The sequence below is a fragment of the Stenotrophomonas sp. TWI587 genome, from assembly GCF_039674145.1.
In the GTDB taxonomy this organism is placed as follows: Bacteria; Pseudomonadota; Gammaproteobacteria; order Xanthomonadales; family Xanthomonadaceae; genus Stenotrophomonas; species Stenotrophomonas maltophilia_AY.
The window spans coordinates 21,071-34,722 of sequence record NZ_JBDJMW010000012.1 but is presented as its reverse complement, the minus strand read 5'-3'; the positions used below and the strand labels follow the sequence as shown (position 1 = coordinate 34,722).

At 65.2% G+C, this 13,652-nt stretch carries 16 protein-coding genes; 7 read left to right on the top strand and 9 right to left on the bottom strand.

What is annotated here, in order from left to right; translation table 11 throughout:
• Nucleotides 1–16 precede the first annotated feature (16 nt).
• Both ABE464_RS17030 and dcm read right to left on the bottom strand, forming a co-directional pair.
• Nucleotides 17–448: a very short patch repair endonuclease gene (locus ABE464_RS17030; protein WP_346472903.1), complete on the bottom strand. Its 432-nt coding sequence runs from the start codon at nt 446–448 to the stop codon at nt 17–19.
• A gap of 2 nt (nt 449–450) precedes the next feature.
• Nucleotides 451–1,701: a DNA (cytosine-5-)-methyltransferase gene (dcm, locus tag ABE464_RS17025; protein WP_346472902.1), complete on the bottom strand. Its 1,251-nt coding sequence runs from the start codon at nt 1,699–1,701 to the stop codon at nt 451–453.
• 295 nt (nt 1,702–1,996) lie between these two features.
• Here dcm and ABE464_RS17020 point away from each other — a divergent pair, with 295 nt between their 5' ends.
• Together ABE464_RS17020 and ABE464_RS17015 are read left to right on the top strand one after the other, a co-directional pair.
• Nucleotides 1,997–2,296 carry a SymE family type I addiction module toxin gene (locus ABE464_RS17020; RefSeq protein WP_346472901.1) on the top strand — a complete coding sequence of 100 codons (300 nt, stop codon included), beginning with the start codon at nt 1,997–1,999 and terminating at the stop codon, nt 2,294–2,296.
• Nucleotides 2,297–2,622: 326 nt separating this feature from the next.
• Complete coding sequence (locus ABE464_RS17015; protein ID WP_346472900.1) at nt 2,623–3,762, top strand: YncE family protein; 1,140 nt, start codon at nt 2,623–2,625, stop codon at nt 3,760–3,762.
• A 130-nt stretch (nt 3,763–3,892) separates the two neighbouring features.
• Here the strand turns inward: ABE464_RS17015 and ABE464_RS17010 are convergent, their stop codons facing one another.
• From ABE464_RS17010 to ABE464_RS17000, 3 genes are all read right to left on the bottom strand, one after another.
• Nucleotides 3,893–5,470 carry a serine hydrolase domain-containing protein gene (locus ABE464_RS17010; protein ID WP_346472899.1) on the bottom strand — a complete coding sequence of 526 codons (1,578 nt, stop codon included), beginning with the start codon at nt 5,468–5,470 and terminating at the stop codon, nt 3,893–3,895.
• Between the two features lie 156 nt (nt 5,471–5,626).
• Nucleotides 5,627–7,183: a M56 family metallopeptidase gene (locus ABE464_RS17005; RefSeq protein WP_346472898.1), complete on the bottom strand. Its 1,557-nt coding sequence runs from the start codon at nt 7,181–7,183 to the stop codon at nt 5,627–5,629.
• A complete protein-coding gene (locus ABE464_RS17000) occupies nt 7,180–7,575 on the bottom strand; it encodes a BlaI/MecI/CopY family transcriptional regulator (RefSeq protein WP_346472897.1) in 396 nt (131 codons plus the stop codon). The genes ABE464_RS17005 and ABE464_RS17000 overlap by 4 nt, the downstream gene beginning before the upstream one ends.
• A gap of 569 nt (nt 7,576–8,144) precedes the next feature.
• Here ABE464_RS17000 and ABE464_RS16995 point away from each other — a divergent pair.
• Together ABE464_RS16995 and ABE464_RS16990 are read left to right on the top strand one after the other, a co-directional pair.
• A complete protein-coding gene (locus tag ABE464_RS16995; protein ID WP_346472896.1) occupies nt 8,145–8,957 on the top strand; it encodes an alpha/beta hydrolase in 813 nt (270 codons plus the stop codon).
• A gap of 114 nt (nt 8,958–9,071) precedes the next feature.
• Complete coding sequence (locus ABE464_RS16990) at nt 9,072–9,248, top strand: hypothetical protein (protein ID WP_019185714.1); 177 nt, start codon at nt 9,072–9,074, stop codon at nt 9,246–9,248.
• Between the two features lie 12 nt (nt 9,249–9,260).
• Here ABE464_RS16990 and ABE464_RS16985 read toward each other — a convergent pair whose 3' ends face one another.
• The gene (locus ABE464_RS16985; RefSeq protein WP_346472895.1) at nt 9,261–10,103 is read right to left on the bottom strand and encodes an MnmC family methyltransferase; all 843 of its coding nucleotides are present in this window, start codon (nt 10,101–10,103) and stop codon (nt 9,261–9,263) included.
• Between the two features lie 193 nt (nt 10,104–10,296).
• Here ABE464_RS16985 and ABE464_RS16980 point away from each other — a divergent pair, with 193 nt between their 5' ends.
• Nucleotides 10,297–10,782, top strand: a complete 486-nt coding sequence (locus ABE464_RS16980; RefSeq protein ID WP_346472894.1) for a transposase — start codon at nt 10,297–10,299, stop codon at nt 10,780–10,782.
• A gap of 146 nt (nt 10,783–10,928) precedes the next feature.
• Here ABE464_RS16980 and ABE464_RS16975 read toward each other — a convergent pair whose 3' ends face one another.
• A complete protein-coding gene (locus ABE464_RS16975; protein ID WP_346472892.1) occupies nt 10,929–11,360 on the bottom strand; it encodes a hypothetical protein in 432 nt (143 codons plus the stop codon).
• A gap of 113 nt (nt 11,361–11,473) precedes the next feature.
• Between ABE464_RS16975 and ABE464_RS16970 the strand changes: the two genes are divergently transcribed.
• Nucleotides 11,474–11,806 carry a hypothetical protein gene (locus ABE464_RS16970; protein WP_346472891.1) on the top strand — a complete coding sequence of 111 codons (333 nt, stop codon included), beginning with the start codon at nt 11,474–11,476 and terminating at the stop codon, nt 11,804–11,806.
• Between the two features lie 67 nt (nt 11,807–11,873).
• Here the strand turns inward: ABE464_RS16970 and dmeF are convergent, their stop codons facing one another.
• Nucleotides 11,874–12,884 carry a CDF family Co(II)/Ni(II) efflux transporter DmeF gene (gene dmeF, locus ABE464_RS16965; RefSeq protein WP_346472890.1) on the bottom strand — a complete coding sequence of 337 codons (1,011 nt, stop codon included), beginning with the start codon at nt 12,882–12,884 and terminating at the stop codon, nt 11,874–11,876.
• A gap of 51 nt (nt 12,885–12,935) precedes the next feature.
• Here dmeF and ABE464_RS16960 point away from each other — a divergent pair, with 51 nt between their 5' ends.
• A complete protein-coding gene (locus tag ABE464_RS16960) occupies nt 12,936–13,211 on the top strand; it encodes a metal-sensing transcriptional repressor (RefSeq protein ID WP_088434604.1) in 276 nt (91 codons plus the stop codon).
• Nucleotides 13,212–13,230: 19 nt separating this feature from the next.
• Here the strand turns inward: ABE464_RS16960 and ABE464_RS16955 are convergent, their stop codons facing one another.
• A complete protein-coding gene (locus ABE464_RS16955) occupies nt 13,231–13,602 on the bottom strand; it encodes a MerC domain-containing protein (protein WP_346472889.1) in 372 nt (123 codons plus the stop codon).
• Nucleotides 13,603–13,652: the final 50 nt, after the last annotated feature.

Here is a 13,652-nt window from a genome sequence, read left to right as displayed (position 1 = left end):
CACTCCTGTCTCCTCTTCACTGCGTGGCTTCTAGCAATTGTCTGGCCAAGCTATCAAGGAATGAAGTCTGTTCACTCGCGGACTTGCCGCGCAGGGAGCATTCCCAAACCGTCAGTACCCGCCAGCCCGCCGATTCGAGCTCCGCAACCACCCGCTCGTCTCGCGATCTGTTCTTTCCAATCTTATCTGCCCAGAACTCTGGTCGCGTCTTTGGCAGCCTATAGAGTGGGCAGCTGTGCCCATGCCAGAAGCAGCCGTGTACGAACACCACGGTTCCATACTTGGGCAGAACAATATCGGGCCGCCCAGGCAGCCCGGCCCCACCTAACCGATAGCGGAATCCCCTTGCATGGAGGGCCTTGCGGACAAGGACCTCCAGCTTGGTGTTCGTCCCGCGAATGCGAGACATCTGCGCGGATCGTTGCTCCGGAGTGAGGCTGTCGACCAACGTCAGGCCTTTGTCTTCTTCTTTGCCGGCTTCGCCGGCTCAGCCGCCGCGCTGTCAACCAGGTAAGGCACCATGATGCGGGCCACCTCACTTATGACGGGAACGACCACCGAGTTGCCGAACTGCTTATAGGCGCGAGTGTCGGAAACGGGAATCCGGAAATTGTCATCGAACCCCATCAGGCGCGCGCACTCGCGCGGCGTGAGGCGGCGAGGATTCTTCTTGGCACCTTGCGAGATAAGGATTTCCGACCCGTCCTTGTAGTAGCGGGCAGAAAGCGTGCGGCAGGTGCTTTCGCTGTTCACGAGCCCGAAGCCGAAGCCGTTCCCTTTGTCGCGATGCTTCGTAGCGTAGTTCTGCAGGTACTCCCAAAGCTTGTCTGACAGGGTGTACTTCTCAAGAACCTTGCCCTTTGCGCCGTCAATGTAAGGGGAGTCAGTAGCTTCCGTTCCATCTTGGCTGTGTAGAACGGAGCCCATCTTCGGAGCATCCTCAATGCTCGGTAGCTCAACTTTGTTGATGTCGAAGTCGTTTGGCTCACGGAAGCCCACAATGATGATGCGTTCACGGTGCTGAGGACCGAAGTGCTTGCCGTTGATGACCTTGTGCTTGACCTGGTAGCCCAGCTCGTTCTGCAGCACGTCAATGATGGTGGAGAACGTGCGGCCCTTGTCGTGGCTCATCAGGTTCTTCACGTTCTCAAGCAGGAACGCACGCGGCTTCTTCTCGGCGATGATGCGGGCCACGTCAAAGAACAGGGTTCCTTGGGTCTTGTCGGAGAAGCCGTGCGGGCGGCCAAGCGCGTTCTTCTTGGAAACGCCTGCAATGGAGAAGGGCTGACATGGGAAGCCAGCCAACAGCACATCATGGTCCGGCACATCGGCTTCATGGACCTTGGTGATGTCCTCGGCAAAGGTATGACCCGGGCCATCATGGAAGTTGGCCTTGTAAGTCTTTACTGCATAGGGGTCCCATTCGCTGGTGAACACACAGCGGCCACCCTGCTTCTCGAAGGCCGTGCGGATGCCGCCGATGCCGGCAAACAGGTCGATGAAGCGGAACTTTCCTTCGCCGTTCGGCGGGTCGCCGAAGGGAAGCAGGCGCTGCCGGATGGCGTCCGCAATGTACGGCTTGGGCTCGGTCTCGCGAACTTGCCAGCGTTTGACGGTCTTCGGATCAACTCCAAGGGCTTGGGCGACCTCCTTCGTTGAAAAGCGCTGGAGGGAAAGGTCGATCAGCTCGTACGTATTCATGGATGCTCCGGGAATTCAGTGGACAGTATGTCCAATTTCGTCCCGTGGGTGAAGAGGGGGTATCGCTGGAGGCAGCGCTGAGGGGTCAGGGAAGCCCGGGTGGGACGTTGACACTGCGCCGTCTCAAAGACTGCGACCGCAACTGGTGCAGTCGATGGAGCTTTGCCGATCAAGAGGAACAAACGATTTCCAAAGCTCTTCACCATCCCGAATGATGTTCACCGAGCGTAGAAACTCCTCTGGCACCCACCTTCCTTGCCATCCCGGCAAGGGCAAGCCCTGCAGGAGGTCCAACATGTTGACGCCGTGGGAAGACGAACCCGATGACCCGCGCCCCAAGCGCAAACCCTACGCCCGCCCCGCACGCAGCTACCGCGTAGGCGCGCTGACGTACCCCGACCGCGAAGAGTGCGGTCCCACCGAGATTGTTCCCTATCTCAAGCTGCGCGGCCGCTGGCTGGACAAGCTCGGCTTCGACGTAGGCGCCCGCCTGAAGGTGGAGGCCACGCGCGGCATCATCACCCTTACGGTGGTGGAGCGGCCCGTGCCGGTGGTCAAGAAGATCCCCCGCAAGTTGCAGCGTCGCACCGGCTGAGCGCCCGCGCCCAACGACGTGTATCCGTTGTATACCGAGTTCTCTCGGGGCCTGCCCGTGTTCGCTTTTGAAGCCAAATTTGGGTTGTGCGTGATGCCGTTTGGTCTGGAGCAGGCGAAACCAGTGATGACAGAGGGTTGGTAGACACGCGTCCCAGGCTTGTAGGTGTTGATGGTAACGGTGCAGGCCATACCCGCAGCCCATCCTGCTACCATTCCCCCGCAAACCCAGCCAGCCCACCCAGCGCAGACAGATGCGGGGCCGGCCGTCAAATGTACGGCCCAGCGAGCCAGGACACCCTCCCGTGCCCCTTCAAGGAAGCTCGCATGTACCGCAATTCCGTAATCCGCTCGGCCGCTCTGGCCTTCGCCATCTCCCTGAGCCTTGGCGCGCCGTCCGCGTTCGCCGCTGATCAGACCACCGCATCCGCCAGCACCACCGCCGTCCAGCGCAAGGCCGTCGCCCAAGGCCTCTATGAGCTGGCCTTCAGCCCCAAGCAGAACGCCTTGTTCGTCGCCTCCTCGGGCGGCTTCGGCGACGCCGCCGGTCCGTCCCAGGTGCTGCGCCTGAACCCGGAAACCCTGGCCGTCGAAACCGCCATCCCGCTTGAGCGCAAGGCGTTCGGCGTAGTGCTGGACGATGCCAACGACCGGCTGTACGTCGGCAACACCGTCGATACCTCGATCACCGTGGTCGACACTGCCACCAACAAACCGGTCGGCATCGTGCAGTTGATGGAAAAAAAGGTCGGCAAGGATGGCAAGGCCGCCTACACCCACGATCTGCGCGAGCTGGTCGTCGATGGCGCCAACAACCGCCTGTACGTCACCGGTCATTCGGGTGAGGGCAGCGTACTGTTCGTGGTGGATACGCAGTCGCTGAAGGTCATCAACACCATTCCGGGCCTGGGCAACGCCAAGGCACCGGGCCTGGCGCTGGATGCCAAGGCCAAGCGCGTTTACACCTCCACCCTGCTGGCCGAGGTCGTCACCGTCGGTACCGACACCGGCAAGGTTGAGCAGCGCTTCAAGGTCAGTGCCGAGCAGCCGATGAACATTGCGCTGGATCCGGCCGGCAAGCGCCTGTTCGTGACCGACCAGGGCTCGGAGATGATCCGCAAGTACCAGGCCAGCAGCTCGGGCTTCGAATCCAAGCACCCGGGCCAGCGCGTGCTGGTGCTGGACCGCACCACCGGCAAGGAACTGGCCAGCATCCCGACCGACGCCGGCCCGCTGGGCATCCTGCTGGACGCACCGCGCAAGCGCCTGTACGTGACCAACCGCGATGGTGGCACCGTCACCGCATACAACAGCGATACCTACAAGCAGGTGGCGACGTACGCGGTGCCGACGCACCCGAACAGTCTGGCGCTGGATGCCAAGAAGAACGTGCTGTACGTGACCGTCAAGAACGGTGACAGCGAGCCTAAGGGCAGCGAAGAATCTGTTGCGCGGATTGCGCTGTAACGTGTTGTAGCTGGACCAAGGGCCGGCCGCCTCGCGCGGCCGGTCCTGTATTCGCTGCGTCGGAAGCTCTAGTCCCGCGCGCCGTGATGCGAGACTGGCGCAAAGCCCTCGGCGTCGGCCCCAATCGTCATCAAATATCCCGCTTCCGCCGCACGTAATATCCCCGCCCCTCCCCAAACACCACACTCAACGCGTCCACCTTCCCGAACGCATCCCGATGGAACTCTATCTCCAGCCCATCGATATCTGGTGACACAAACCGATTCGGCGACACTGGCAGCACGCGCCCATCGCGTTTCGTCCCAGCCACACCCACGCGCACCTCCCCACCAGCCACCTTCACCTCCAACGCCGGGATGTCGAAGATGTCGGCCAACGCACCGCGCTGCGCCATCGGCACGCGCTCGTCCTGCTCGAACACCCCGGCATAGTCCGCATACCGCGGCTCACGAAGGTCCAGCGCAACCGTGCGCACGGCAGGATTCACGCCACGCCCGATCGCATCCGACAGTGCATTGCGGATCTCCGTCGCCAGCGCGGCGCCATTCTCACCATTGGTAAGAATCACAAAGCCATCGCCCGTCTCCAGATACCCCTCGATCCACGCCCGGTAACTGTCGTTGGAGCCGCCATGGTGGAAGATCCGGGTCTGCCCGCCACCGTCCAGACGCGGGCCAAGGCCGTGCCAGCTTGGCGACACCTCGGTCATCATGTCGGTCGCAATGGGCCGCGGCAGGAAATTTCCTTGGCCACGGTAGCTGGCCGTAAGAGCAGCAACGAACGCGGCCAGGTCGTTGGCGCTGGTCCATAGGCCGGAGGCGCCCTGTTCCGGGAAGGACTGCCAGCCGCGCGGCAGGGCGGTGAGCTTGCCGTCGCCGTCATGCGCTTTGGCGATGTTGTCGGTGTTGGCGGGTGGATCGGTGAACCGGCTGCGCTGCATGCCCAGTGGCTCGAACACCTGCTTGCGTGCGAGCGTGTTCAGCGGCTGGCCAGTCACATCTTCGAGCACGAGCTGTTCCACCATCACACCACCACCAGAGTAATCGCCCCGTTCGCCGGGTGTATGGATCAGACGTATAGGTTTGTTCTTGGCCGGGACGATGCCATCCAGCGTCTGCAGCAGCGTGGGCAGCGGCTCGCCTGGCAAGTAGTCGGCGAATCCATGCACGCCCAGCCCGGCGGTGTGCGACATCAACATGCGCAGGGTCAGCTGCGGTGCCGGCACCGACGGGGTAGCCGGGACTTTCCAGCTGCGCAGGTAGGTGGCGATGTCCCGGTCCAGCGCGAGGGTGCCGTCGGCGACCAATCGCAGTGAGGTGGCGGCCGTAACCACCTTGCTGACCGAGCCGACCGAGAACAACGTGTCGGCATTCACGGCAGCCTGCGTGCCCACCTCGCGCGTCCCGTAGCCGGCGCTGTGCACGAGCTTGCCATCCCGTAGGACAGCGATGGCCACACCGGGCACATGGTGCTGGGCCATGCGTTCCTGCAGCGACCAGTGCGGCAGCCCGGTATCGGCCGGCACCACCGTGGGGCGCAGGCCGGAGGCGAGCGCCGTGCGGATCGTCGCGTCTTCGCGGTCCGCCGCTGCTGCGGGGCCAGCGAGCAGCAGTAGCAGCGCGGCGCACAGTGACGCGCGCAGCAGGTCTTTCTGAGCGCGGTTGAATCGCAATGGATTTGGTGCCTGTGGAGTGGATGCGTCAGCCATGCGATACCTCACGAGGGAGTGATGCCGAAAGACCGGCGTGCGCCTGCACGCCGCAGTGAGGGGCGATACGGTGCAGCGAAGGAGGGCATTGCAGGGTGGGCGATGGCCGCAGGGGCCATCGCACCGATCAGCGTCACCCGTGGGGAGTGCGGCCGGTCAGCGTCTGCCGGCGACCGCACCACGCCGGGTAAGGTAGTCACGGACGCGATCGTTGCGCGCCTGGTTCAGCGGCGAGCGCCACTGCCCGAAATCGGCCACCACGCCCAGGTTGACGTCGGCACCGTGCTCGACCAGATAGGCCACGGTGTCGACGTCACCGGAGCGGGCGGCATTGATCAGCGGGGTTTCGTCCAAGGCGACGATGCGGTTGACGTCGGCCCCGGCGCCGACCAGGCGCTCGACGACCGGCAGATGACCGCGACGTGCCGCAGCGATCAGCGGATTGCCATCGCCGCGCGAGGCCAGGTCGGGCTGCGCGCCGAGCACGAGCAGGGCATCCACCATCGCCAGTTCGCCTTGCTTGGCGGCGATGATCAGCGCGGTGCCGTCGCCACTGACCTGCGTATCCACGGCAACACCCGTCTTGACCAGCTGCTGCACGCGGGAAATGTCGCCGTTGCTGGCCGCGCTGAGCAGCTGCTCGGCGTGCGGCGAGACGGTGCGCGACGTGGTGGCGGTCTCGTTCTCTGCAATGACGATCGCGTTGCCCAACCGCGGCGTAGCGGCCACGGTGACACCCACATGCGCGACCAGTGCAACCGCACACAGTGCGCCCCAGCCGGAGCGCGTTGTCCAGCGGGTCGAGCGCGTGTCCAGGCGCAGCAGCCCGTCGATGCGCTGGCTCAAGCCACTTCGGGTGGCGGACATGCCTACGGCCAGAGGCGCGCTGCGCCCCCGCTGTGTCATCAGTCCGGCGATACCGGCCAGCAGGGAATCGGCATAGCCGCGGCCACTGCCGGTGCGCAGGGCCGCCTGCTCATCGCACGCCATCTCGCGGGCGAGATCCAGCCGACGGCCCAGCAGGCGCAGGAACGGGCTCCACCAGTACACGGCGAGCAGTGCACGCTGTGCAGCCGTGATCCACAGATCATGCCGACGGATATGCGCGGCTTCATGCAGCAGCAGATCACGCAGCGCGGCCGGGGGCAGGGTGGATGCCATCGTGGTCGGCACCAGAATGCGCGGCGACCACAGGCCAACCACCATCGGGCCCGGGGCGATATCGGATAGTGCAACGCTGGCACCCGCAGGCAGTTCTCCACCCAGCAGCGCTTCGTGCTGGGGCGAATGCCGCGCGCTGCGATGCAGGCGACGCGCTTGCCATGCGCCCTGGCCCAAGCGGGTCAGGCCCCAGAGCGTGCCGAGCAACCAGATCAGTACGGCGCCGTGCAGCAGGGTCGGCGTGGTGGAGGCGGGAATCGTGTTGGTGATGCCGTCCACTTTCTGCGCGACAACCGGCACTGGAGCCTCAGTCGCTAAGGGCAGTACGGCCTGCTGCGCGACCTCAACAGTCGTCGGGGCGGTGCGAGGCAGCAGGACCAACAGTGGTGATGCCGCAGCCAGCACAAAGGCCACGCAGAGCGCCCAGGAGCGCGCTTCTGCATTGATCCGGCTGCGCCCCACTACAAGGGCAGCCAGCGCGAACAACAAGGCGCTCTGCCAGAGGTGTTGCACGGCCATCGTCGCCACGGCTTGGGTCCAATGCACGGTCATTTGGGCGTCCTCGAAGGAGATGCGTCGTCCACGCGCTGCTGCAGCGCTTTGAGCTCGTCAGCGTCCATGTCGTGCTCATCGATCAGGTGCTGGGCCAGCACGCTGGGCGAATCGTTGAAGAAGGACTTGAGCAGATTCTCCAGCGCCTGCTTGCGCGCGTCGCTGCGGGTGATCGCGGCGCTGTAGATGAAGGCGCGACCCTCGCTGCGATGGTTGACCAGTCCCTTCTTGTCCAGCACCTTGAACATGGTCAGCACGGTCGTATACGCGACCGGCTTCTTCCTGGACAGCTCATCGGTGACCTCACGCACGGACGCCTCCTTCTTCTTCCAGAGCACCTCCAGAATGCGGCGTTCGGCGTCGGTCAGGGCAGGCGATACGGGGCGGGCCATGGCTATCTACTGGTTCGTTAGTTGACGCCCGCATCGTGCGCCCGACGGATCGGGCATGTCAACTATGTAATTAGTAATGGCCGGCCTGCGCGGCGAACCATGGCTACGCCGCGGCCACGTCGCCGGCACACATCTATGGGTTGTCATGGCCACGCAACAGCGCGCAGCTGGCACAGCACTCGCCCTCCGGTCTCTGCCGCAGGGCAGCACGCAATGCCGCATGGGCTGCTGGATGCGCGCCGAGGCCATGCAACAACAACGTAAGTGCCAGCCCACAGCAGGTGCCGGACGGGCTCGGTTCCACACGATGCGCAGCCGCTGGCGTGATCTCATGACAGTCCATGTACCGGTTCCCAGCGTCGACGTGCCCCATGGCAACTATCGTCCGCAGCCGTCTCGGAGGCTGAGATCGCTGCCGAGTGATGCCAGCATCTCACCGCTGAACACCCGGGCCGGTATCAGTCAGCCCCGTGCACGTCACGTCAGCGACACCGCGATTTCTTTCACGGCTCACCCAACCCCGTCTCCCTACGATCGAGCTTCCTTCCCCATCGCTCCAAGGAGTTCCCATGGCTGCTTCCCGCGTTCGCCTGCACGTTGAAGATTTCGGTGGTACCGGTCGCCCGGTGGTACTGATCCATGGCTGGCCGCTGTCGGCCGATTCGTGGAAGGAACAGGTCCCCGCGCTGCGCGAGGCGGGCTACCGCGTGGTGGCCTATGACCGCCGCGGCTTCGGGCGTTCGGACAAGCCGGCCGATGGCTACGAGTACGACACGCTCGCCGATGATCTGGCCGGTGTGATCGAGGATCTGGACCTGAAGGACGCCACCCTGGTCGGCTTCTCCATGGGCGGTGGTGAAGTGGCGCGCTATGTGGCCAAGCACGGCGAATCGCGCCTGCACAGCGTGGTGTTCGCCTCGGCGGTGCCGCCGTACATGCTCAAGACCAGCGACAACCCCGAGGGCCCGCTGACCCAGGAAAAGGCCGATGAAATGCGCGAAGGCCTGGAGAAGGACCGCGACACGTTCTTCGATGGCTTCACCAAGGATTTCTTCAGCGCCAACGGCGAGCTCAAGGTCAGCGAGGAAGAGCGCCAGGCCGCCATCAAGCTCTGCCAGCAGTCCGACCAGACCGCCGCGCTGGGCTGCATGAAGGCCTTCGGTACGACCGACTTCCGCAGCGACCTCAAGAAGGTGACGGTGCCGACCTTGGTGCTGCACGGTGACAGCGATGGTACGGTCCCGTTCGAGGGCTCGGGCAAGCGCACCCATGCGGCCATCGCGGGCAGTGAGGTGGTGGTGCTGAAGGACGCACCGCACGGCTGCAATGCCAGCCATGCCGATGCGTTCAACAAAGCACTATTGGACTTCCTGAAGAAGTAAGTCGCAGCTCGCTCTTCGCAGTACGCGCCCGGCACGTTGCGATGACGTGTCGGGCGTTCTTGCACGTTGCACCCGCTGAGCGAGAATGCAGCGCTACGCCACACGAGACCACCCATGCGCCAGTCCCAGACACCGCCCTGGAAGAAGCCCAGTCCCAATGGGAAGAAGAAGTCGCAGCCGCTCTCCGAGGCGCAGAAGGATGCGGCACGTCAGCGCGCCGAGGAGAACGGGCGGCGCTATCCCAATCTGGTCGACAACATGTGGGCGGCCAAACTGCCACGCGGCAGTTGATACGCCCCTTGCTCAGCGCTTGACCGCTAGCACCCCATCCATCGCCAGCTCGGCCTTGAAGCCCGCCTTCTCCAGCCGCTTGGCGACCTCGCGCGGTACATCGCGGCCGCTGGTCAGTTTGTTCGGCGCACCGGTGTAATGGAACATCCGGCCGCCCTTGCGGATGACGCGTGCGAGCTGGTCGTAGAACACCTGTGAGTACAGCTCACCGGCGATGCCAAAGCGCGGCGGATCGTGCAGGATCGCGTCGACCGAGGCGGTCTCCAGCGTTTCGATCTCCTGCGACACGTCACCCTGGCTCAGCGCCAGCCGACCGCCGCTGCTTTCCGCGTCCGGATCCGGCGACCACGGGTTGAGCGTGCGCAGCCACAGCACATCCGGATTCTTCTCGAACGAGCGAATACGCGTGACCCCACCTTCCAGGCAGCACGCCGCGAAGTAGCCCAGGCCGCCGCAGGTATCGAGCACGATCTTGCCGGCCGGCGCGATCAACGCGACCTTGCGGCGGGCATCCTCGAACGGGGAGACCTGCGCGCTGGGCAGCATCTTGATGCCGTCGATCTCGAACGTCGGCGCGTCCCAGTCGGTCGGCACCAGCTTGATCAACGCCGAGCCGAAGCGCGAGATCGCCAAGAACTCCTCGCCGTCCCAGTAGTACAGGGTGCGGTCCTTGGTCTTGCCGGGATAGGCGTAGGTCTCGCCCTTCCACTGCCAGTGGTCGGCCGCCAGCGTCGCGGTGCTGGTGGAGCGGCCGAGGTCGAGCGAACCGGTCCATTCGCCGGTGCCGGCATCGCGGGCGCGGGTCAGGCTCTCGGCGAGCGGGCGGGTCAGCAGGGGGCCGGTGTAATGGGGCACGGGATCTCAGGCCGCGGCGCGAGCGCCGGACGGTAGGGCAGTCAGGGGTGGGCATCGTACCTGAGAAGGCCGGGGCGGGCTCTCATCCGGCCCTGTGGTGGCGGGAATCCGACCCGCCAATGCGCCGGTGTCCGAGGGGTTCGCAGGGAGTGCGCTGATCGCGTGGTGGGTGGGGGCTTTGGATACTTGGGCCATGTCCTACGACCACATCCTCTGGCCGACCGGCACCGCCTACTTCTTCAGCGCGCACCTGCGCGATCGCAGCAGCAGCCTGCTGGTGGAACAGGCACAGACCCTGCGATTGGCGTTCCGCGTGGCGCAGCAGGCCAGGCCGTTCCGGATCAACGCGATCGTGGTGCTGCCGGACCATCTGCACGGCGTGTGGACGCTGCCGGAGGGCGATGAGGAAGGCCATCGGCGCTGGGCGCAGATCCAGGCGATCTTCGACCGCCAGTTGCCGATGACGGATCCACGGCTGCAGCTCCGGCGTGATCGCAGCCTGCGACCACTCTGGCACAACGGGTTTCGCGAGCATCGCATTGTCGACGCCGAGGATCTGCAGCGGCATGTGGCCTATGTGCACCATAACCCGGTCAAACATGGCCATGTGAGGGATGCGACGCAATGGCCATACAGCTCGATTCATCGCGGCCGCCGCGAGCAGGAGGAGGGCGACTGACGTATGGGGATGGGGGCCTGCCCGTAGAAGCGTGCGGCAGGCGTTATCGGGGGATGGGTGTTGCGGACCGGGCTACTGGTGCGGGCGTGCGGTGGACCGCAGCGAGCACCCGTGGCCCGGTAGGCGGGCGTGACGCACGTTGGCGATCAGGGGCACTTCACCGGGAACACCGGCCCGGCGCCGATCAGGACCAACGCCATGTAGTCGCTATCCTTGGCTTTGCCCTTGAGTGTGGCACCGGGGTTGAACTTGAAGATGCCGAAGCCGCCACCGGGGCGCACCAAGGCCTTGTTGATCTGGTCGGCATCGTCGCGGAAGAACTGGGCGATCTCGGCGCGGCTGGATTCCTGCAGCGGCGTGGCATCGCGCTGCCATTGCTCATCGCGGTTGAAGGACACGTAGTACTGGCCCTGCTGCTGCTCGATCCGGAATTCCGCGGGCTTGCGCGCGTGGGTGGAGAAGCAGCCGAGCATCGGATCGGAGGAGAACACGCCGGCGCTGTTGTCCTTGCCGCAGCCGGTCAGCAGGAGCGGGGACAGGAGAAGCAGGCTGGGCAACAAGCTGGGCAACAAGCGCATGGCGGTTCCTGTCGGTGGATGTTGAGGGCATTGTCCAACACGGCATGAAAAGATCCCGTCTGTGTGCGTCGCGGGCGATGGTGTACGGTGATGCGATCCTCAGGAGACACCCCGTGCTGCCAGATTCCCCGCAGGCACCCCGCTCACCATCGACGGCGCCGATCTCGGCCCAGCGACTGCCGCTGCTCGGCCTGGTCAGCTTCCTCGGCCTCCCCATCGGTGCCTTCGCCGCGCACATCGCCACTGCGGCCAACCACGGTGTCACCGCAGGCGCCAGCACCACCGGCGTCTCGATCGGCGTACTCGCCTCGGCCGCCGTGGGTCTGATCGCCACGGTGGGCTCGCGCGTGCGTCAGGAACGCTGGCCGTGGCTGGGCATCATCGGCGCGGTACTCAGCGCCGCGCCGCTGGTGCTGTTCCTGGTCGGGATGTTGTTCAAGCACTGAGGTGTTACTCAGGCAGGCACTGTGGCACCGCTGGCTCCGCGCGGCCAATCGGCCGTCCGTGCGTTGATCAAGCAGGCAGCGCCGCATCCAGTCGGTGCACTTCCACCGTGACGTGCACCAGCTCCTCATGCACTGAAAGCGCCTCGCGGATCTGGTCAGCACTGAGCGGATCGGCGCTGACCAGGCTGGCCACGACCGCGTACTTGCCGCGGCCAACCTGCCACACGTGCAGGTCGGACAGCTGCGCCGACCACGGCCCCTGATCGATCACCTCACGCACCTCCGCCACCACGGGCGCGTCCATCTGCGCATCCAGCAGCACGCGGCTGGTATCGCGCAGCAGGCCGATGGCCCAGACGGTGACCAGTACCGCGCCCACCAGGCCCATCACCGGGTCCAGCCATGCCGAGCCCCAGACCTTGCCGCCGATCAGGGCGGCGATCGCAAGCACCGAGGTGGCGGCGTCGGCGATGACGTGCAGGTACGCTGAGCGCAGGTTGAGGTCCTGGGTGCCATGCGCTCCATGGCCGTGGCCGTGGTCGTTTGAGTGACCGCCGTGCTCATGCGCATGGTGGTGCCCATGTCCATGATGATGGCCATGCGGGTGATGCCCGTGGTCATGGTTGTCGCGCAGCCACCACGCGCACAGCAGATTGACCGCCAGTCCGACCACCGCGATCGCGATGGCTTCGTTGTAGTGGATGGCACTGGGCACGAACAGCCGCTGCCCGGACTGCACGGTCATCAGCAGCGCGACGCCGAGCAGGGCAATGGCGCTGGTGTAACCGGCCAGGATCTCGACTTTCCAGGTGCCGAAGGTAAAGCGATGGTCGTGTGCATGGCGGCGCGCGAAACCGTACGCGAACACGGACAGCCCCAGCGCCAGCGCGTGCGAGCTCATGTGCCAGCCGTCAGCGAGCACGGCCATGGAGTTGAACCACCAGCCGCCGATGATCTCCACCACCATCATTACGGCGGTCAGCCAGAGCGCGCGCCGGGTGCTGCGCTCGGCGAGCGGATTGCCATCGTCGAAACGATGGGTGTGGCGGCGGGCGTCGGCGGCAGCGCTGAGGACCATGGGCGACTCCGGAGTGGGAATATACCCCCATAGGGTATATGCTCTGGCCCCATGTCGCATGTTCAACACCACCGTAAGCCGTTGCTGGCCCGCGTCCGCCGCATGGCCGGCCAGGTCGCCGCCCTCGAAGCCTCCCTGCAGTCGGCCGAAGCCGATTGCACCGATGTCCTGATGCAGGCCTCCGCCGTACGTGGGGCCGCCCACGCGCTGTTGATGGCACTGCTGGATGAGCACCTGCAGGAGCACGTGGTCGGGCCGGATGATCCGGCCGAGCGCGCGGCCGAGGCGCAGGTGCTGGTCAAGCTGCTGCGCGCCTACGGCAAGTAGGCGCATCGCGTACGCCCGCTCAGTGCCGGTGCCGCCGCCAGGCGTTCCACACATGCGTGCTGGCCAGCAGCAGGCTCCCGACCACCGTCATCGGAGTCTCGGCCTCATGGCTCGGCCAGCCCACGGCGCCGGCCAGCAGCAACAGCAGCCCGATCAAAGCGCCGGCCATCGCCAGCACGGGCAGGCGATGCTGGCGGTGCGCGCGCCACAGCGCGAAGCCGGTCACCGGCGCGGCGATGGCCACGAACAGGGCATGCACCCACTCGGCTTCGGCCCACACCCCCATCAGCGGGAGCATCGCCGCCAGCAGCGGCAGGGCCAGGCAGTGCAGCAGGCATAGGCCGGAGAGCGCGATGGCGCCGGCATCCAACAGGGCAGAGGATCGCTTCATGGGGCGGGGGTCTTGGTCTGTGAATGTTATATAGTAACATTTCAATTCCC